Below are 19702 nucleotides of genomic sequence, written 5' to 3' on the forward strand. Positions count from 1 at the left end.
TTATTGATTACGCATATGATCGGCCAGAGTTGAAATCGCCTCAAAAATGGCGGCTCGATGCTCTGGCTTTTTAATATTCTCTTCAATAGCAAACTTCATACAAAACAGCCATTGATCGCGCATTGCCTCATCAATATCGACATGCATGTGTCGTGCTCGCAATGCGGGATGACCATATTTTTGCTGATAAAGCTGCGGTCCGCCTAGCCAACCACTTAAAAATTCAAACAACTTCTGCTCTGACTCCGCAATGGGCGCCCTATGAATGGCAAGCAGTGTTGTCGTTTCTGTTGAGCTTGCCATCTTCTGATAAAAACATTTAGTGATAGCGCGGATCACCTTTTCGCCGCCGATTAAGTCATAGGCGTTAGATTGACTAGGATCGCGATCATCCTGCGGCGGAGTGTGTTTACTAAAAATCTTTTTAAGCCAGTTCATTGGAATAGTCGTTCACTAAAGTAGAGTGTATTGAGCCGATGGCGCATTATAGCGTGAAATTTAGTTGAGCATAATTCGTCTTGCGTGGGCTCAAAAGCGCGGTAGACTGCAAAGCCATTGAACCTAAAATTTCATATCGCTATGACAGACAGATACGCAGTGTTTGGCAATCCAATTAGCCACAGTAAATCGCCGTTCATCCATGGACAATTTGCCGCGCCCACCCAAGAGTCATTAACCTATGAAGCCATTCTCGCTCCGGTCGATGGTTTTGAAGCCTCATTGACGGCGTTTTTCAATGCGGGCGGTAAGGGCGCCAATGTGACAGTGCCTTTTAAGGAGCAAGCTTTTGCGCTGTGTGACAGTATCAGCCCCGAAGCCAAACTCGCTGGCGCAGTCAACACCTTAAGTTTATTGGCCGATGGCACTATTCGCGGTGATAACACCGACGGCTTAGGGCTGGTGGCCGATCTCATCGCTAACTTAGGTAGCTTGCAAGATCAGCGCGTGTTACTCATTGGAGCTGGTGGCGCGGCGCGCGGTTGTATTCTGCCGTTATTAAATGCGGAGATTGCACAACTGACCATCAGCAATCGCACCCACACTAAGGCGCAGCTTTTGGTCGATATTTTTACTTCTGTGGATAACGGCGCTTACGCGAGTAAAGTCACCGCCGTAGAAATGAGTGAGCTTGCGGGCGAGTTCGATATCATTATTAATTCAACCTCGGCTAGCCTTGCGGGCGAGTTGCCACCTTTGCCAGCACATATCATCACCACCCAAACCGTTTGTTATGACATGATGTATGGCGCCTCGGTCACCGCGTTTAACCAATGGGCACTCTCCCAAGGTGCGGCGAAAGTCATTGATGGGCTAGGTATGTTAGTCGGACAAGCGGCTAAGAGTTTTACCTTATGGCGAGGTATTGAGCCCGACACCCAAGTGGTGTTGACGCTTTTGCGGGACAAACTAATGGCAGAGCCTAAGTAGGAAGCATGAATCAAAGTATTCTTTTCCCTGATCTGCAATATTGGGACGATGCCCAAGGGCAAATCTGTTTTATGGCGCAATCGCAGGGGATGAACATCAAGTGCTATATCAGTGCTGCTAAATTACGTGAGCTGAATGATTTCTCTGAACAGCCGAGCACCGATGAAGCGGCAGCTATGCTGGCATTATTTGATGCGGTGAGATTTGACGCCGAAGAAATGGCAGAAGACTTAATTGAAGCCGAAGAGTTTGATGAGTTTGGCGCAGTTCGCCTAGGCTAGTTTGATAGCGAGTTTCAGTGGATAGATTTTGCAAAAGGCGGCAGAGACTGAATGAGTCTCTGCCGCCTTTCTTATATAGCGATACTAAGCGACTAACGCTAACCGACTAGATGTTTTGTAACTCAACTAAGTACTCGTTTTTCAGTCTGACATAGTTGTCGGCAGATTCTGGCAAAAAGGCCATTTCGGCAGGCGTTAATGGACGAGCCTGCTTAGCTGGGCTGCCTACATATAAATAGCCGCTCTGTAATACCTTGCCCGGTGGCACTAAAGAGCCCGCACCTAAGATCACATCATCTTCTAAAATCGCACCGTCAAGTATAATCGCGCCCATGCCCACTAATACTCGGTTACCGACTTTGCAACCGTGAAGCATCGCCTTGTGACCAATAGTCACATCATCACCAATAATCAGTGGATGACCATCGGGACGAGCAGCTGACTTACGCGTCACATGCAATATGCTACCGTCTTGCACGTTCGAGCGCTTACCAATACGAATATGGTTAACATCACCACGCGCCGCCACCATAGGCCAAATACTGGCATCAGTATCTAACGCAATATCGCCAACAAGCACCGAAGCTTCATCTACATACACATTATTGCCTAATTGAGGATGAATACCTTGGTAAGTTCTGAGTGGCCCTGACATAGAAAAGTCCCTAATTGAGTGGTTTTTTGCATTATAAAGGTTAAAAACTAGCTGGTCAGGTCAAATATCCAACGAACAGTGAGAAAATGACAATTATCTTAAAAATAGGGGTTGCGCACTTTCTCAATCTCCCTATAATGCGCATCCACTGACACGGCAGACAGCGAAAGCAAGCTGACGAGTTAGATTGAATTGAATGGCTTACTCTCTGTTGAGAATCGCACTTAATTCAATCGCAGCAAGAAGTTGAAAAAACTCCTTGACGCGAAACGGGAAATGCGTAGAATACGCAGCCCTAGCCAACTGGAAGCGTTCGACGCTCAGTGTGGTACTCACGTCCTCTTACGGATATTGAGTTGCTCTTTAACAAGATAAAACAAGAAATCTGTGTGGACACTCACAGGTGTTGAGTTAATCGAAACTGCTTAACCTTAGGGTTGGCAGTCAAAAATTTAAATCAATGTAATAATGAGTGTTCATAGCAATATGTACAGTTTGTTTTAGCCCTTCTTTTATAAGGAGTGCGAGAAACAAAAAATCAGAATTCATTGAGCCGCTAAAGTCGTAAGACGGAAGCAACAAAACTTTAATTGAAGAGTTTGATCATGGCTCAGATTGAACGCTGGCGGCAGGCCTAACACATGCAAGTCGAGCGGCAGCGGGAAGATAGCTTGCTATCTTTGCCGGCGAGCGGCGGACGGGTGAGTAATGCCTAGGGATCTGCCCAGTCGAGGGGGATAACAGTTGGAAACGACTGCTAATACCGCATACGCCCTACGGGGGAAAGGAGGGGACCTTCGGGCCTTCCGCGATTGGATGAACCTAGGTGGGATTAGCTAGTTGGTGAGGTAATGGCTCACCAAGGCGACGATCCCTAGCTGTTCTGAGAGGATGATCAGCCACACTGGGACTGAGACACGGCCCAGACTCCTACGGGAGGCAGCAGTGGGGAATATTGCACAATGGGGGAAACCCTGATGCAGCCATGCCGCGTGTGTGAAGAAGGCCTTCGGGTTGTAAAGCACTTTCAGTAGGGAGGAAAGGTAGCAGCTTAATACGCTGTTGCTGTGACGTTACCTACAGAAGAAGGACCGGCTAACTCCGTGCCAGCAGCCGCGGTAATACGGAGGGTCCGAGCGTTAATCGGAATTACTGGGCGTAAAGCGTGCGCAGGCGGTTTGTTAAGCGAGATGTGAAAGCCCCGGGCTCAACCTGGGAATTGCATTTCGAACTGGCGAACTAGAGTCTTGTAGAGGGGGGTAGAATTCCAGGTGTAGCGGTGAAATGCGTAGAGATCTGGAGGAATACCGGTGGCGAAGGCGGCCCCCTGGACAAAGACTGACGCTCAGGCACGAAAGCGTGGGGAGCAAACAGGATTAGATACCCTGGTAGTCCACGCCGTAAACGATGTCTACTCGGAGTTTGGTGTCTTGAACACTGGGCTCTCAAGCTAACGCATTAAGTAGACCGCCTGGGGAGTACGGCCGCAAGGTTAAAACTCAAATGAATTGACGGGGGCCCGCACAAGCGGTGGAGCATGTGGTTTAATTCGATGCAACGCGAAGAACCTTACCTACTCTTGACATCCACGGAATTCGCTAGAGATAGCTTAGTGCCTTCGGGAACCGTGAGACAGGTGCTGCATGGCTGTCGTCAGCTCGTGTTGTGAAATGTTGGGTTAAGTCCCGCAACGAGCGCAACCCCTATCCTTATTTGCCAGCACGTAATGGTGGGAACTCTAGGGAGACTGCCGGTGATAAACCGGAGGAAGGTGGGGACGACGTCAAGTCATCATGGCCCTTACGAGTAGGGCTACACACGTGCTACAATGGCGAGTACAGAGGGTTGCAAAGCCGCGAGGTGGAGCTAATCTCACAAAGCTCGTCGTAGTCCGGATTGGAGTCTGCAACTCGACTCCATGAAGTCGGAATCGCTAGTAATCGTGGATCAGAATGCCACGGTGAATACGTTCCCGGGCCTTGTACACACCGCCCGTCACACCATGGGAGTGGGCTGCAAAAGAAGTGGGTAGCTTAACCTTCGGGGGGGCGCTCACCACTTTGTGGTTCATGACTGGGGTGAAGTCGTAACAAGGTAGCCCTAGGGGAACCTGGGGCTGGATCACCTCCTTACCTATACGACTAACTTAATGTTTGGTCGAAAAATGCTCCTGCATTTTCGACATTCGGTACATCCGTGTACCTTTTGAGTGTTCACACAGATTGCTTGTTTATCTTCTCTTAGGAGAAGTCAGAGCTGAATGCGCCGCGAGCCGGTACGCATTGTTCTTTAACAATTTGGAAAGCTGATAGTATTTAACGTGATGATGTCTGTCGTCATGTTACTTACAAACCGATGTAAACGTGGAAACGTTTGCATCATGAGTTCTCAAACACTTTATTAAGTGTCTTGAATATTCAAAAGTAAATTATTCTTAGTTGAATAGTTTACGTCTAAGGCGCGTCCACTTCTTTGGTCAGAAGTGAGACAAGTAAAACCAAGCTGGTCGCAATACGACTCAGATGAGTGAAACTCATTTGGGTTGTATGGTTAAGCGACTAAGCGTATACGGTGGATGCCTTGGCAGTCAGAGGCGATGAAGGACGTAGTAACTTGCGAAAAGCGTTGGCGAGCTAGTAACAAGCATTTGAGCTAACGATGTCCGAATGGGGGAACCCAGCAGCATAAGCTGTTATCGCAACATGAATACATAGTGTTGCGAGGCGAACCCGGGGAACTGAAACATCTAAGTACCCGGAGGAAAAGAAATCAACCGAGATTCCCCTAGTAGCGGCGAGCGAACGGGGATTAGCCCTTAAGTCAGTGGGGTGTTAGTGGAATGTGTTGGAAAGCACAGCGGCACAGGGTGATAGCCCCGTACATGAAAACTAACCATTGATGAAAACGAGTAAGGCGGGACACGTGACATCCTGTTTGAATATGGGGGGACCATCCTCCAAGGCTAAATACTCCTGACTGACCGATAGTGAACCAGTACCGTGAGGGAAAGGCGAAAAGAACCCCTGTGAGGGGAGTGAAATAGAACCTGAAACCGTATACGTACAAGCAGTGGGAGCGGTTCTTGAGACCGTGACTGCGTACCTTTTGTATAATGGGTCAGCGACTTACATTTTGTAGCGAGGTTAAGCGAATAGCGGAGCCGTAGGGAAACCGAGTGTTAACTGCGCGTTTAGTTGCAAGGTGTAGACCCGAAACCCGGTGATCTAGCCATGGGCAGGTTGAAGGTTGAGTAACATCAACTGGAGGACCGAACCGACTAATGTTGAAAAATTAGCGGATGACTTGTGGCTGGGGGTGAAAGGCCAATCAAACCGGGAGATATCTGGTTCTCCTCGAAAGCTATTTAGGTAGCGCCTCGAGCGAATACCATTGGGGGTAGAGCACTGTTAAGGCTAGGGGGTCATCCCGACTTACCAACCCTTTGCAAACTCCGAATACCAATGAGTACTACTCGGGAGACAGACGGCGGGTGCTAACGTCCGTCGTCAAAAGGGAAACAACCCAGACCGTCAGCTAAGGTCCCAAAGTACTAGCTAAGTGGGAAACGATGTGGGAAGGCTTAGACAGCTAGGATGTTGGCTTAGAAGCAGCCATCATTTAAAGAAAGCGTAATAGCTCACTAGTCGAGTCGGCCTGCGCGGAAGATGTAACGGGGCTAAGCTAGTCACCGAAGCTACGGGTGCATTTCATTAGAGATGCGCGGTAGAGGAGCGTTCTGTAAGCCGTTGAAGGTGAAGGGGTAACCCACGCTGGAGGTATCAGAAGTGCGAATGCTGACATGAGTAACGATAAAGGGGGTGAAAAACCCCCTCGCCGGAAGACCAAGGGTTCCTGTCCAACGTTAATCGGGGCAGGGTGAGTCGACCCCTAAGGTGAGGCCGAAAGGCGTAATCGATGGGAAACAGATTAATATTTCTGTACTTCCGCTAACTGCGATGGAGAGACGGAGAAGGCTAGGCTAGCGCGGCGTTGGTAGTCCGCGTTTAAGGTGGTAGGTGGTGTTCTTAGGCAAATCCGGGAACACGTACTTTAATGTACACACTGAGAGCTGATGACGAGGTCCTAAGGGACTGAAGTAGTTGATGCCATGCTTCCAGGAAAATCTTCTAAGCTTCAGGTTAGTGGGAATCGTACCCCAAACCGACACAGGTGGTCGGGTAGAGAATACCAAGGCGCTTGAGAGAACTCGGCTGAAGGAACTAGGCAAAATGGTACCGTAACTTCGGGAGAAGGTACGCTCCTGTTGGTGATGAGACTTGCTCTCTAAGCTGACGGGAGTCGCAGATACCAGGTGGCTGCAACTGTTTATCAAAAACACAGCACTGTGCAAACTCGCAAGAGGAAGTATACGGTGTGACGCCTGCCCGGTGCCGGAAGGTTAATTGATTGGGTTATCGCAAGAGAAGCTCATGATCGAAGCCCCGGTAAACGGCGGCCGTAACTATAACGGTCCTAAGGTAGCGAAATTCCTTGTCGGGTAAGTTCCGACCTGCACGAATGGCGTAATGATGGCCACGCTGTCTCCAGCCGAGACTCAGTGAAGTTGAAATTGCGGTGAAGATGCCGTATACCCGCGGCTAGACGGAAAGACCCCGTGAACCTTTACTATAGCTTGGCACTGAACATTGAACCTACATGTGTAGGATAGGTGGGAGACTTTGAAGTTATGACGCTAGTCATGATGGAGTCGTCCTTGAAATACCACCCTTGTAGTTTTGATGTTCTAACCTAGGTCCCTTATCGGGATTAGGGACAGTGCCTGGTGGGTAGTTTGACTGGGGCGGTCTCCTCCCAAAGAGTAACGGAGGAGCACGAAGGTTGGCTAAGTACGGTCGGACATCGTACGGTTAGTGCAATGGCATAAGCCAGCTTAACTGCGAGACATACACGTCGAGCAGGTACGAAAGTAGGTCATAGTGATCCGGTGGTTCTGAATGGAAGGGCCATCGCTCAACGGATAAAAGGTACTCCGGGGATAACAGGCTGATACCGCCCAAGAGTTCATATCGACGGCGGTGTTTGGCACCTCGATGTCGGCTCATCACATCCTGGGGCTGAAGTCGGTCCCAAGGGTATGGCTGTTCGCCATTTAAAGTGGTACGCGAGCTGGGTTCAGAACGTCGTGAGACAGTTCGGTCCCTATCTGCCGTGGGCGTTGGATGATTGAAGGGAGCTGCTCCTAGTACGAGAGGACCGGAGTGGACGAACCGCTGGTGTTCGGGTTGTCATGCCAATGGCATTGCCCGGTAGCTACGTTCGGAATCGATAACCGCTGAAAGCATCTAAGCGGGAAGCGAGCCCTAAGATGAGTCATCCCTAGGAATTTAATTCCTCTAAAGAGCCGTTCGAGACTAGGACGTTGATAGGCATGGTGTGTAAGCGTTGTGAGGCGTTGAGCTAACATGTACTAATGACTCGAGAGGCTTAACCATACAACCCAGATGGGTTTTACGAAGTAGCCTTAGACAGAATATCGACACTTGATGAAGTGCGAACTCAAACAAAGCAAATCAGCTTTCCGAATTATTATTAGCGTGAGCCAGCGATGGACACGGTAATAAACAGAATTTGCTTGGTGACAATAGCCTTGTGGAACCACCTGATCCCATCCCGAACTCAGAAGTGAAACGCAAACGCGCCGATGGTAGTGTGGGGTCTCCCCATGTGAGAGTAGGTCATCGCCAAGCGCCTAATTTAGGTTAACGTGCAAACGTTAGGCTAAAGGAGCGGTAGTTCAGTTGGTTAGAATACCGGCCTGTCACGCCGGGGGTCGCGGGTTCGAGTCCCGTCCGCTCCGCCAACATTTCGATAAGCCCTAACAGCAATGTTAGGGCTTTTTCGTATCTGGAATTTATCTATTTCAATCGTCGCGGCCAACAGCATCCCTGCTTAACAGCCCAGCTCGGCATCGCTACCTCATATTCGTCGGCGTAAAATTTAAATCTCAGCTACTTTTGTCTAAGTTTGTCCCACTTATTTCATATTATGCCTTTCTCGCACAGAATGGCGCTTGTGCGCGACTTGGCAGTATTGACCTGTGACACTGATCTCGGACAAATTAAACGGTATAATGCCTTATGTCTTTCATGAGTAACGAAAATGAATTGTCGTCTTGGGTGTGGTGCTTGCTGTATTGCGCCTTCAATTAGCAGCTGTATTCCTGGTATGCCAAATGGTAAGGCTGCGGGTGAGCGTTGTGTGCAGCTGAGTGATGCCAATTTATGTTTGATCTTCGGCTCGCCCGATCGTCCCGCAGTTTGTAGTGATTTTGATGCATCGGAAGATGTATGCGGTCATTCGAACGAAGAGGCGCTTTGGTTGATAACCCAACTCGAAGCTCAAACCTCTCATTAAGTTTATCGCTGACAGGTGAAATATGCAGTTAACTCGTTATACCGATTTTGGCGTTCGTACCTTGATGTATTTGGCGGTTCAGCCAGACAGAACCACTTTATTTAGAATTGCTGAAATTACTCAGGTATTTGATCTGTCTCCAAATCATGTATCTAAAATCGTGCATCATTTAGGCAAAATGGGTTACCTCGAAACCATTCGCGGTAAGATGGGCGGTTTCCGTTTGGGTAAGCCTGCGAGTGAGATTAACTTAGGTCAGTTAGTTCGGGTGTTAGAAAACTCGTTAGCGCCGATTGATTGCAGTAAACCTTACTGCCGATTCACGCCTGCCTGTAAGTTGAAAGGCGTGTTAGCACAAGCAGTTGAAGCGTATTTGAATGTGCTCGATCAATATACTCTGCTGGACATTGTGAGTAATCGTGATGAGTTACTTGCCTTGCTGCCTGACATGTCTATCTCAGTGTTACAGCTGGATTAGTTCCATTATTAGTTCCATTTTTGTGTGCAATGCCGATGGGGAGCAAGCTTGATGCAGGTACTAGATCTATCCCCTCGGTTTTTAGTCTTTGTAGATTGGCCTTTAAGAAGCGCATGGTTTCTGGATAAGGATGGGCAATCGCCACTAGGTTACCTTGAGTATGTGCCTGACTTATCATTAAGCTAAATTGTCTTTCGAGTGCTTTGGCACTGATGTCATTGTCTAGAAACAGTTGGCGTTTTAATAACGGCACGCCCAACTGATCCGCTGTCTCTCCCGCCTTAGTGAATCTTGTTGTCATACTATCGATAAAATACAGATGCTTTTGTTTGAGGGTTTCCATCACCCACAGCATAGGATCATCGAGTTGAGTCAATAGGCTCCCCATGTGGTTATTGGCACCTTTAGCAAAAGGAACGCTGTTAATTGCATCGACAACACTGGCGCGAATTTGTACCTCAGTCATAGTATTGGTCAATCCCCCTAGCCCTAACGCCTTACCATTAAGCGCCTGCATAGGCAGATGCAGCATGATTTCGTGGCCCTTTTTATGGCCAGCATTTGCGAGTTCTTTGCCAAGAGGAGTATGAGGTAACACTGAGAGTGTCACTGTGCTGGGCAGTGCCAGCACGGCTTGATCGGTATGACGATAACCTATGTCATCAATAATGAGCGCAATCTGGGTAGCATGACTTTGAGAAATGCTTAGGGCCAATAGGGCCAAGGAATAAAGTAAGCGCACAGTTTCTTCTTATTAGTCATGATGCTGTATCCATGCAATGGCTGAGGTCACTTGATGATCTTGGGCCAGAGATGCATGGGCGGATAGGGCGTCGATTATAGCCAAATTACCCGCGCCGGAACCAGTTTCTGCGGCAATTTTTATGTCTGGGACGATTCCTATGTTGTGAATGTTTTCACCTCTGGGGGTATTGTACTGAGCAATGGTGAGTTTTATCGCGTTACCATCTTCTAAGATGGGGATCAGGCTTTGGACTGTGCCTTTACCGAAACTGGTCTCACCTAAGAGCTTAGCCCGACCATTTTCCTGCAATGCGGCGGCGAGCACTTCGGATGCAGAGGCCGAGCCTTTGTTGATCAACACTAGCATGGGCACGTTAGTCAGCATGGTTTGTGGTGAGGCATAGTAGTCGGAGTTGGCATCGAAGAAGCGGCCAGAGGTTGAGACTATGCGTCCCTTGGCGAGAAATAGGTCAGCAATTTTAACGGCTTGGTCGAGCAGGCCGCCGGGATTATTACGTAAATCTAAGATAAGCCCGGCAAGCGGTTTGTTTTGCCATTGGCTAAGTGAACGCACCATATCTTCGGTCGAGTTTTCTTGGAAGCTACTTAATCTGACATAACCAATATTGCCATCAAGTAGTTGAGTGGTGACAGATTCGATAGTGATAGTGCTCGGCTTGAGTGACACCTCAAAGGTCGCATCGTCATTGCTGTGCTTAAGCACTAGCTTAATGCTTTGATTGCTGAGGCTATGTTTTTTTATCTCGGCAAGGATATTGGCGAGGTTAGTCTCGGTCGCCAGTGTGTCGTTGAGCTTAACGATAATGTCGCCTGCGCGTATTCCGGCTTGTTCTGCAGGGGAATGGGCGAAGGGGGCGATGATGTTGATGTGGTCATTTTGGGTTGCGACTTCGAAGCCGAAACCAAAATATTCGCCGCGATTGGAGTCTTTGAGATCGAGTAATTCTTGGTGATTCAAAAAGCTAGAATAGGGATCTAAGTGCTCAAAAATACCTTTGATTGCCGCTTGCACTAACTCTTCTTTCGAAACGGTTTTTACGTAATAAGTTTCAACGGTTTCAAGTACATCTTGCAGTAACGGATAGTCAAAATCACTGCGATAGGACTTAGCGTTCTCTTGACTAGAGAGGCTGATGGATAGGCCCAAAGTCAGGCCTAATCCAACGCAACTGATATAGCGGATCATGTGTTTCATAGCCGTCCCCTGTGATGAGGGGACCGTTATGATTAGCGACAGTATTTCGCTGGATCGACGGCTTGCCCCTTGTGCCTTATTTCAAAGTATAGGCCAGCCTCGCTCTGTCCACCCGAACGTCCGACTAAAGCTATCGCTTCGCCGCTTTTTACCATGTCGCCAGGGCTTTTTAATAGGGTTTGAGCATGGCCGTACAGGCTCATATAACCTTTGCCATGATCGATAACCATCACTAAACCAAAACCGCGTAACCAGTCGGCATAAATAACCTTACCACCTGAAACGGCTCGAATATTTTGCCCTTCTGGCGCGGATAACATAGTGCCTTTCCACACGACTTGGCCGGAACGTTGGCTGCCAAAGCTGGCACTGACGCGACCTTTAGTTGGCCATTTGAGTTTGCCACTTTGTTTACCAAAACCTTCCATCGAAGGATTGTCTTTCATGGCCCGCAGCGCTTGTTCGACCACACGCTTTAAGCTGGCCTCCTCAATTTGCAACTGCTCCAGCTCCGCGCCCTTAGAATTTAAGGTGCGTTGCAGCTCTTTGATGGTCAGTTGTCGCTGATCTTGCTCTTGGCTCAAACGTTTGGCTTGGACCTGTTGTTCGGCCACGAGTTTGGTTAATTGCTTTTGCTTACTCGTTTGAGACACCTTGATCTCATCTAGCTCGGTCAAGGTTTGCTTTAATTCGTTGATCGACTTCATCCGCGCTTTATTGAGGTATTGGTAATAGGCCAACATACGCTCGATAGTGGCAGGACTTTGCTGATTGAGCATCATCTTAGTGTAATCGTGATTACCGGCAAGATAGGCGCTCGACAGCTGTTTCGACAGTGTTTGTTGCTGACTTACTTTTAGCGTTTCTAACTCATCTTGACGTTGTTTCAGCTCGGTCAGTTTAGTGTCTATTTGCGCTAAGCTATTTTTGGTGCTGTTGACTTTTTTGGCCGCTGACGCAATCGCTTCTTCATCGCTTCGCAGCAATGACAGCAATTTTTCTCTTTGTTTACTGGTGGTTTTTAACGCGCTTTGTTGTTGATTTATTTGCGATTGGATTGATTTCAACTCGGACTGACGCTTCTCCAAATCAGAAGCGTTGGCCGAGAAAGATAACATCATAAAGCCAGCAAGAATGCTGGCTTTAACAAGGAGTCGAGTGCTCACTAGGTAACGGTTACTCTTTAATGTGGATTAAGGGCTTGCCCGTCATCTCTGCTGGAATGGCTTCGCCAATCAAGGTCAAGATAGTCGGTGCGACATCGCTGAGTTTACCACCTTCATCTATGGTCGCATTGCGGCCCACAAAGACGAAAGGTACCAGTTCACTGGTGTGCGCTGTGTGCGCCTGACCTGTGGTTTCGTCCGTCATTTGCTCTGCGTTGCCGTGGTCAGCGGTAATAATGCACTCACCACCCACTTTCGCCAGTGCATCCACTACACGGCCGATACAAGCGTCAACCGCTTCACAGGCTTTAACGGCGGCATCGAAATTACCCGTGTGGCCAACCATGTCGCCATTCGGATAGTTACAGATGATCACGTCGTACTTGGTCGACTCAATCGCCGCCACTAACTTGTCGGTCAGCTCGGCTGAACTCATCTCAGGCTGTAGATCGTAAGTCGCCACTTTAGGTGAGTTGATTAGGATGCGATCTTCACCTTCGAATGGCTCTTCTTTGCCGCCGTTGAAGAAGAACGTCACATGGGCGTATTTCTCAGTTTCAGAGATACGCAGTTGAGTGCGACCTTGTTTCTGCAGCACTTCACCTAAGGTATTTACCAAGTTTTCAGATGGATACGCAATAGGTGCTTTGATGTCGCCGGCGTACTCAGTCAGAGTGACAAAGTGCATTTTCGGCACCACAGCGCGTTCAAAACCATCGAAGTCTGGGTTGATAAAGCTACGGGTGATTTGGCGGGCACGGTCGGCACGGAAGTTCATAAATATCAGTGCATCGCCATCTTGCAAGGTCGCAACTTGGCCGTCTGCATCTGTAATTGCCGATGAAGAGACGAACTCGTCGTTCTCGTTACGCTCGTAAGCCGCTTCTAATGCAGTAACCGCATTGTCGTATTGGAATTTTGACTTGCCTTGGGTGATCAAATCGTAGGCTTGCGAGACGCGATCCCAACGATTATCCCTGTCCATTGCAAAGTAACGACCAATAATCGAGGCGATACGGCCATGGCCTAATGTAGTAAACAGATCATCAAAATGGCTCAAGCTGGTCTTAGCGCTACGCGGTGGTGTATCGCGGCCGTCGAGGAAAGCGTGCAAGTAAACCTTAGTTGCGCCACGGGCAACGGCCATACGGCACATCGCTTCGATATGCTCTTCATGGCTGTGAACACCACCGGCAGAAAGCAGACCCATAATGTGTACTGCGCCGCCGGCTTTAATGGCCGAGTCAACCGCATCGCACAGGGCTGGATTTTGTTCAAACTCATGATCTGCAATGGCTTTACTGATGCGAGTGAGTTCTTGATAAACCACACGGCCAGAGCCTAAGTTAATGTGGCCAACTTCAGAATTTCCCATCTGGCCATCAGGTAAGCCTACATCTAAGCCAGAACCTGAAATCAAACTATGGGGATATTGAGCGTTGAGACGGTCGAGTACCGGAGTATTGGCGTGGAAAATCGCATTGTTATGCGTGTTTTCACGGTAGCCCCAGCCATCGAGGATCAACAACGCGAGCGGACGTTTAGCTGTCGTCATAGTGATACCTTTAAGTTTTATAGAAGCGATAGAAATCTGAAATTGGTCAAATATTACTACGTTAGCGGGGTATGAAAAAGCGCTTTACCCCGATTAAGGTCATCGAATCACTAATTCGTCCAATTCTGTGGCTGGCTTGTAACAAGCACCTAGGCAATTGCGCTAAAAGTGCGATCTCGAACTGTGACTAAACTGCTGCAATCTGCCAAGGCAATCGGTATACTCTGTGCCCTTATCGAATTTTCGCCATTTATGCGGGCAATCATCATGCAAGAATATATCGAATTTTTTAAAGCTCACTCAATGTTAAGTCTGGCCTGGGTGGGATTATTTGTTGTGCTTGTCGCGAGTATCATCAAATCGAGCATGTCAAAAATCAAAAGTATTTCTCACCAAGAACTGACGATTATGGTGAATAGACAGGACGCTAAAGTGGTTGATGTGCGCTCAAGTGATGAGTTCCGCAAGGGGCATATTGTTGATGCAATTAACGTTACGCTAGCAGATATTAAAAATAATCAGATATCAGCCCTTGAAAAGTTTAAAGCCAGTCCCATTATATTGGTATGCAATGCTGGCATGACCTCGTCTCAAGCCGCTCAGCTTTTAAGCCAAAAAGGTTTCGAAAACCTGTATAACTTGAAAGGTGGTATGGGTGAATGGCAGGCAGCAAATATGCCTGTTTCAAAAAGCAAAAGATAAGTTGTCGGCGGCAGTTATGATTTAAGCTGCACCCTATCCTTTAGGCAGTGCAGCAATACAGTCATCATTGTTTGGCATACTGATCCTGCGGTCGCTAAGGGCTTAATGTAAGTTTTTAGACTGGTTCGATCGATACCCGAATATGGGTGCAAGTTGGGATGATACCGAGATCTGATACAGGCCTTGAGTAACATAAGCCCCGAGCCAATTTACGTTCAAAGATGAATTGGCTTTCAAATAATAATTGGCTTTCAACGAAAAGCCGATACAACATTGATAGGATAGGTAGGAAATTATGGCTGAAGTAGCAAACAACGAACAACAAGCCCCACAATTCAACATCCAACGTGTTTACACTAAAGATGTGTCTTTCGAAACGCCTAACAGCCCAGCTGTATTCCAAAAAGAATGGAACCCAGAAGTTAAGTTAGATTTAGACACGCGCAGCGCTAAATTAGCTGACGATGTGTATGAAGTTGTCCTGTCTTTAACGGTAACTGCACAAAACGGTGGCGATACCGCTTTCCTATGTGAAGTACAACAAGCTGGTATCTTCTCTATCACTGGTCTGACTGAGCCACAACTGGCCCATTCATTAGGTGCATACTGCCCTAACATCCTATTCCCATATGCTCGCGAAACCGTGGGCAGCTTAGTCGGTCGTGGTACTTTCCCACAACTGAACTTAGCACCAGTTAACTTCGACGCGCTGTTTGCTCAATACGTGCAACAACGTCAAGCTGCTGCGACTGCACCAGCTGCCGAAGAAGCTAACGCTTAATTACATGAAAAACTCTGCCGATATCACGGTATTAGGGGCGGGCTCTTATGGCACCGCCCTTGCCATTTCTTTAGCTAGCAACGGTCATAAGACCTTGTTATGGGGACACGATCCTGTCCACATGCAAACGCTCGCTCAAGACAAGTGCAACCAAGCGTTTTTGCCTGGTATTGCGTTTCCTGATTGTTTACAGATCGAAGCCGATTTAGCCAAAGCCTTAGCTGCCAGTAACAATGTGTTAGTGGTAGTGCCAAGCCATGTGTTTGGTACTGTGCTTGAGCAAGCTAAACCGTTACTCCGTAGCGATGCGCGCATCGTATGGGCAACGAAAGGGCTCGAACCTGAAACCGGACGTTTGCTGCAAGATGTGGCCCGTGATGTGTTAGGTGAGCAATATCCGCTGGCGGTGTTATCTGGGCCGACTTTCGCGAAAGAATTAGCCATGGGTTTACCTACGGCCATTTCGGTTGCGGGTACTTGTCCTACGTTCACCAACGATCTCGTTGAGCTGTTACACAGCCCTAAACGTTTGCGGGTTTACGCCAACGACGACTTTACCGGACTGCAACTTGGCGGCGCGGTAAAGAACGTGATCGCGATTGGTGCGGGCATGTCTGACGGTATCGGCTTTGGTGCCAATGCCAGAACAGCCCTGATTACCCGTGGTTTAGTTGAATTGACGCGTTTAGGCGAAGCCTTAGGGGCCAATGCGGCCACTTTTATGGGCATGGCGGGGTTAGGCGACTTAGTGTTGACCTGTACCGACAACCAATCCCGTAACCGTCGTTTCGGTTTAGCCTTAGGTAAAGGCTGTGATGTGATCACTGCACAGGCTGAAATCGGCCAAGTGGTTGAAGGTTATCGCAATACCAAAGAAGTGTTTACGCTTGCGAAACGCCTTGGGGTTGAAATGCCAATCACCGAGCAGATTTACCAAGTCTTGTACCAAGGTAAATCGCCCGTCGATGCTGCGAAAGAATTGCTCAGCAGAGAAAAGAAATCAGAAACGCCCGCGCAATAAACCGCGAGCCGCAATGATGCTGAATAAAGGAAAGGGTGCTAAAATAGCGCCCTTTTTTGTGCCTAACGTTTGAGCTTATCTTTGCTCCGTTTAGCGGTTGCTGGCTTGCCTGCTAAAGGTTCGTGAGTCAGCAAACTGCCTGTTGGCAGTCAATACCAATCAATTTATCTGTGTGGAGTAATAGCGTGAAACATCATGATGTCATTATTATCGGAGCCGGCGCCGCGGGATTGATGTGTGCAGCGACCGCGGGTTACCGAGGCCGTGATGTACTCGTACTCGACAATGCCAAGCAAGCCGGGCGTAAAATCCTCATCAGCGGCGGCGGGCGTTGTAACTTCACTAACCTTAAAGTCGAGCCCGCTAACTTCCTCTGTGGTAATCCCCACTTTGTTAAGTCGGCACTCGCGCGTTATCCCTCGCAGCAGTTTATTGAACTGGTCGAGCGCCACGGTATTGAATATCACGAACGCGATCACGGCCAATTGTTCTGCAATGACTCGGCTAAAGAGATAGTCACTATGCTATTGACCGAGTGTGAATGGGCAGGCGTGACCATTAAGCTGCGCACCGATATTCTGGCCGTTAAAAAGACCGAGGCAGGGCACTTTGAGCTCAACACTTCTAGCGGCGAATTGAGCTGCGACTCACTGGTTATCGCCACCGGCGGCTTATCCATGCCTAAACTCGGCGCCACGCCTTACGGTTATCAACTGGCCGAGCAGTTTGGCTTAAAAGTGCTGCCAACTCACGCAGGTTTAGTACCGTTTACCTGGCACAGTGAAGATAAAATTCGTTTCGAACCTTTGTCGGGCATAGCCGTGCCGAGCCGCATTACCGCCAAAGATGGCACTGCATTTAGCGAAGCGTTGCTATTCACTCACCGCGGCTTATCTGGCCCTGCAATTTTGCAGATTTCCAACTATTGGAAAGCGGGCGAAACCATAGAAATCGATCTCTTGCCGAATATGGATTTGGCGCAATTGCTAGAGCAACAATTCGCCGCGCACCCTAAGCAAAGCCTGCGTAACACTCTCAGCCAATGGTTGCCTAAACGGCTGGTTGAAGTGCTATTCGATGAGGCCCTGTTGAACAAAGCCTTAAATCAACTAGTGCACGCCGAGCGCGCAAAATTAGTCGATGATATCCACCGTTGGACACTATTAATGAACGGCACTGAAGGCTACCGCACCGCAGAAGTGACCTTAGGTGGTATTGATAGTAATGAGTTGTCATCCAAAACCATGGAAGCCAGTAAAGTCGCAGGACTCTACTTTATCGGTGAAGTCATGGACGTAAGTGGTTGGTTAGGCGGGTTTAATTTTCAATGGGCCTGGGCATCTGGCGTCGCCGCAGGACAAGCGGTGTAGTTAACCACTTCACATAGCAGGATAACCCCCCCTCAAGACATAGCTGAATGACCAACAGCGAAAAGCCGGCAGCCTTATGGGCGTAAGTCGATGAGGGGATGTGGTACTAGTCTTAGTCTGAATGTAGGGCCAAAATGTAGTGAACCACACGTATTAGTCAATCAAAAGTGAGCCTGAAATAATGATAAAGCTAAAACAATATCAAGTGATTACCCACCAAACGGTATAAAAACCTCTACCGCAAAAAAGAAAATTCCTATAGCATCGTTATTTATACCAAATTACATGGATGTGGCAGCGCAAAGTCCAACAAGCAATTTATGCTCTGCAAACAGCGCATACAGACTAAGACGTTATTTTTAAAGGATTAACATGGAACTCGTTAATAGCCAGTCAATAAAGATACATTATGACGGCTCAGGTAAGAGAATTCGTTCTCATCAAATGAAAGCATCTTATGTTTCTGCGAGCATTGATGGTTTAGACACGATATATCGTGAAGCTTATAAAGAAGCGAATAGAATATATAGATCAAAGATTGAAACAGAAATTATGTTAGAAGGTGGCTTCCAAGAGGGGTCGCTATGGTGGTGGCTAAAACTATTTACGTCTGAATCTGAGTCGCAACAGTCTCTCGACAAAGTGTCCGTTAGCCACTCTGTACTCAACTCGATTCAGTGTGCAATAAACCTATTGCGTCAGATGGATTTAAGTACTACAGAAATTGTAATTAAAGATACCGCTGATGGTTTTGAAATAGATATTGATGGGGAAAGGGTCGTTCTAGATGAACTACAGTGCGCAATTCTAACCAACCCTAAAATTCGCTCTGCTATTAGTGATATTGCTACGCCTTTAACTGAAGATGGGATCGATACCTTAATTATTGATCATGGTATATCGTCTTGTCCGAAAATTAAGATTACAAAAGAGGACAGGAATAATCTTGTGCTGAAGAGAAGCCATAAGCACATAGTAGAAGAAGGTGAAATTTTTGGTTTCTACTATGTAGAAACACTGAGCTATAACCCGAGATCTAAGTGGAAGTTAATTTCTAAAGATAATCCTTCAAATAGTATAATCGCGTACATTACAGACCCAAAATTTTTGAAACGAGTGTCTGATAATCAAGAAAAATTCTCTAAGGACGATTTACTGGAAGTTGAAGGGGTTTGGTACAAAGAAAAAACTAAGCTAACAGGTAAAGCGACAGTGAATTACACTATCACAAAGGTTAAAGAGCATATACCTGCCGAGGATAGACAGTGGAAACTTCTATAGTTATATCACTACTCATAGTTGTGGTAGTAGTCTTATATTACCTTATGCCATTGATAGTTCATCGACTAAAAACAAGAAGAGTACGAATCGTAGTCGTAGACAGTTATGGCTCTAAAAAAACGAATGTTCTATACCTATACCCTGATGATCCTCTTTGGGATATAGTAAAACATCACATGGATGGCAAACATGTCTAGTGATAAGGAGCTTCAACAAGCAAAAGGTATCAAGAAATCTGACGTATTAAGTGGTGCAGCTATAACAGGTGTTATAACTTTTATTCTCCTTACATGGTCTAAAACTCTCCCTTCTAATTCAGCAGTTACCCTTTATGTCACTGAGCAAACCATCTCTTTTACAGCTGGCCTAGCGTCTTATTTGATAACCCTAGCTCTTGCATTTGCCCGATATGAAATTAGCCTCATTCTTCATGAACGTGACTACACTAAAAAAATTAAATATTTGGAACAAATCATGACGCTAACAACATGTCCAGACCTTAAAAAGTCTCTCGAAGAACAGAAAAATACTCTGTTAAAAGAATCGGCTAGGGCTATTGTTGAAGAAAAAATATAACGAGCGCCTTAAACATGGCTGCCTGTAGCCCCAGGACTCGCAACAAGTCACTCGCTATTTAGCCAAACATTAT

The 19702-nt window shown here is 47.5% G+C and carries 16 protein-coding genes, 1 tRNA gene and 3 rRNA genes; 14 read left to right on the plus strand and 6 right to left on the minus strand.

Going from position 1 to position 19702, the window contains the following annotated elements; all coding sequences use genetic code 11:
• On the minus strand, positions 1–438 hold the full coding sequence (locus OX890_RS02330; RefSeq protein WP_012586348.1) for a group II truncated hemoglobin: 438 nt from the start codon (positions 436–438) through the stop codon (positions 1–3).
• A 141-nt stretch (positions 439–579) separates the two neighbouring features.
• Here OX890_RS02330 and aroE point away from each other — a divergent pair, with 141 nt between their 5' ends.
• Together aroE and OX890_RS02340 are read left to right on the plus strand one after the other, a co-directional pair.
• Positions 580–1428 carry a shikimate dehydrogenase gene (gene aroE, locus OX890_RS02335; RefSeq protein ID WP_126493407.1) on the plus strand — a complete coding sequence of 283 codons (849 nt, stop codon included), beginning with the start codon at positions 580–582 and terminating at the stop codon, positions 1426–1428.
• Between the two features lie 5 nt (positions 1429–1433).
• Positions 1434–1709, plus strand: a complete 276-nt coding sequence (locus OX890_RS02340; protein WP_006083787.1) for a DUF1488 domain-containing protein — start codon at positions 1434–1436, stop codon at positions 1707–1709.
• Positions 1710–1815: 106 nt separating this feature from the next.
• On the opposite strand, the gene OX890_RS02345 is transcribed toward OX890_RS02340, so the two are convergent.
• A complete protein-coding gene (locus tag OX890_RS02345; RefSeq protein WP_006083786.1) occupies positions 1816–2364 on the minus strand; it encodes a gamma carbonic anhydrase family protein in 549 nt (182 codons plus the stop codon).
• A gap of 587 nt (positions 2365–2951) precedes the next feature.
• On the opposite strand from OX890_RS02345, the gene OX890_RS02350 reads away from it, so the two are divergent.
• From OX890_RS02350 to OX890_RS02375, 6 genes are all read left to right on the plus strand, one after another.
• Positions 2952–4496, plus strand: a 16S ribosomal RNA gene (locus OX890_RS02350).
• Between the two features lie 416 nt (positions 4497–4912).
• Positions 4913–7817, plus strand: a 23S ribosomal RNA gene (locus OX890_RS02355).
• A 139-nt stretch (positions 7818–7956) separates the two neighbouring features.
• Positions 7957–8072: ribosomal RNA gene (gene rrf / locus OX890_RS02360) — 5S ribosomal RNA — on the plus strand.
• The 16S, 23S and 5S rRNA genes sit together here with 1 tRNA gene alongside, the layout of an rRNA operon.
• A 36-nt stretch (positions 8073–8108) precedes the next feature.
• Positions 8109–8185: transfer RNA gene (locus OX890_RS02365), tRNA-Asp, on the plus strand.
• 299 nt (positions 8186–8484) lie between these two features.
• Positions 8485–8739, plus strand: a complete 255-nt coding sequence (locus tag OX890_RS02370; protein ID WP_012586352.1) for a YkgJ family cysteine cluster protein — start codon at positions 8485–8487, stop codon at positions 8737–8739.
• Between the two features lie 22 nt (positions 8740–8761).
• Positions 8762–9217, plus strand: a complete 456-nt coding sequence (locus OX890_RS02375; protein ID WP_006083784.1) for an Rrf2 family transcriptional regulator — start codon at positions 8762–8764, stop codon at positions 9215–9217.
• Here OX890_RS02375 and OX890_RS02380 read toward each other — a convergent pair.
• From OX890_RS02380 to gpmM, 4 genes are read right to left on the minus strand one after another with little or no spacing between them, the layout of a single operon-like run.
• Positions 9192–9959 (minus strand): divergent polysaccharide deacetylase family protein, encoded by a 768-nt coding sequence (locus tag OX890_RS02380; RefSeq protein ID WP_268650042.1) that lies wholly within the window; start codon positions 9957–9959, stop codon positions 9192–9194. The genes OX890_RS02375 and OX890_RS02380 overlap by 26 nt on opposite strands.
• A 12-nt stretch (positions 9960–9971) precedes the next feature.
• A complete protein-coding gene (locus OX890_RS02385; protein WP_011848272.1) occupies positions 9972–11177 on the minus strand; it encodes a S41 family peptidase in 1206 nt (401 codons plus the stop codon).
• A 32-nt stretch (positions 11178–11209) separates the two neighbouring features.
• A complete protein-coding gene (locus OX890_RS02390; RefSeq protein WP_006083781.1) occupies positions 11210–12343 on the minus strand; it encodes a murein hydrolase activator EnvC family protein in 1134 nt (377 codons plus the stop codon).
• Between the two features lie 10 nt (positions 12344–12353).
• Positions 12354–13898: a 2,3-bisphosphoglycerate-independent phosphoglycerate mutase gene (gene gpmM, locus OX890_RS02395; RefSeq protein ID WP_011982007.1), complete on the minus strand. Its 1545-nt coding sequence runs from the start codon at positions 13896–13898 to the stop codon at positions 12354–12356.
• A 267-nt stretch (positions 13899–14165) separates the two neighbouring features.
• Between gpmM and OX890_RS02400 the strand changes: the two genes are divergently transcribed.
• From OX890_RS02400 to OX890_RS02425, 6 genes are all read left to right on the plus strand, one after another.
• Positions 14166–14600 carry a rhodanese-like domain-containing protein gene (locus OX890_RS02400; protein WP_126493409.1) on the plus strand — a complete coding sequence of 145 codons (435 nt, stop codon included), beginning with the start codon at positions 14166–14168 and terminating at the stop codon, positions 14598–14600.
• Between the two features lie 295 nt (positions 14601–14895).
• Positions 14896–15381, plus strand: a complete 486-nt coding sequence (secB, locus tag OX890_RS02405; RefSeq protein WP_006083777.1) for a protein-export chaperone SecB — start codon at positions 14896–14898, stop codon at positions 15379–15381.
• 4 nt (positions 15382–15385) lie between these two features.
• Entirely contained in the window at positions 15386–16402 is a 1017-nt protein-coding gene (gpsA, locus tag OX890_RS02410; RefSeq protein ID WP_006084809.1) for an NAD(P)H-dependent glycerol-3-phosphate dehydrogenase, read from the plus strand.
• Between the two features lie 185 nt (positions 16403–16587).
• Positions 16588–17772 (plus strand): NAD(P)/FAD-dependent oxidoreductase, encoded by a 1185-nt coding sequence (locus tag OX890_RS02415; RefSeq protein WP_126490860.1) that lies wholly within the window; start codon positions 16588–16590, stop codon positions 17770–17772.
• 372 nt (positions 17773–18144) lie between these two features.
• Complete coding sequence (locus OX890_RS02420) at positions 18145–19053, plus strand: hypothetical protein (protein ID WP_006084811.1); 909 nt, start codon at positions 18145–18147, stop codon at positions 19051–19053.
• Positions 19054–19242: 189 nt separating this feature from the next.
• Positions 19243–19629 (plus strand): hypothetical protein, encoded by a 387-nt coding sequence (locus tag OX890_RS02425; RefSeq protein WP_006084812.1) that lies wholly within the window; start codon positions 19243–19245, stop codon positions 19627–19629.
• Positions 19630–19702: the final 73 nt, after the last annotated feature.

Origin of the sequence: Shewanella sp. DAU305 (assembly GCF_026802235.1) — a bacterium.
Taxonomy (GTDB): domain Bacteria; phylum Pseudomonadota; class Gammaproteobacteria; order Enterobacterales; family Shewanellaceae; genus Shewanella; species Shewanella baltica.

Coding starts and splice junctions, on each gene's coding strand:
- OX890_RS02330 (WP_012586348.1), bottom strand. CDS start 438: ATGAACTGGCTTAAAAAGATTTTTAGTAAACACACTCCGCCGCAGGAT.
- aroE (WP_126493407.1), top strand. CDS start 580: ATGACAGACAGATACGCAGTGTTTGGCAATCCAATTAGCCACAGTAAA.
- OX890_RS02340 (WP_006083787.1), top strand. CDS start 1,434: ATGAATCAAAGTATTCTTTTCCCTGATCTGCAATATTGGGACGATGCC.
- OX890_RS02345 (WP_006083786.1), bottom strand. CDS start 2,364: ATGTCAGGGCCACTCAGAACTTACCAAGGTATTCATCCTCAATTAGGC.
- OX890_RS02370 (WP_012586352.1), top strand. CDS start 8,485: ATGAATTGTCGTCTTGGGTGTGGTGCTTGCTGTATTGCGCCTTCAATT.
- OX890_RS02375 (WP_006083784.1), top strand. CDS start 8,762: ATGCAGTTAACTCGTTATACCGATTTTGGCGTTCGTACCTTGATGTAT.
- OX890_RS02385 (WP_011848272.1), bottom strand. CDS start 11,177: ATGAAACACATGATCCGCTATATCAGTTGCGTTGGATTAGGCCTGACT.
- gpmM (WP_011982007.1), bottom strand. CDS start 13,898: ATGACGACAGCTAAACGTCCGCTCGCGTTGTTGATCCTCGATGGCTGG.
- OX890_RS02400 (WP_126493409.1), top strand. CDS start 14,166: ATGCAAGAATATATCGAATTTTTTAAAGCTCACTCAATGTTAAGTCTG.
- secB (WP_006083777.1), top strand. CDS start 14,896: ATGGCTGAAGTAGCAAACAACGAACAACAAGCCCCACAATTCAACATC.
- gpsA (WP_006084809.1), top strand. CDS start 15,386: ATGAAAAACTCTGCCGATATCACGGTATTAGGGGCGGGCTCTTATGGC.
- OX890_RS02420 (WP_006084811.1), top strand. CDS start 18,145: ATGGAACTCGTTAATAGCCAGTCAATAAAGATACATTATGACGGCTCA.
- OX890_RS02425 (WP_006084812.1), top strand. CDS start 19,243: ATGTCTAGTGATAAGGAGCTTCAACAAGCAAAAGGTATCAAGAAATCT.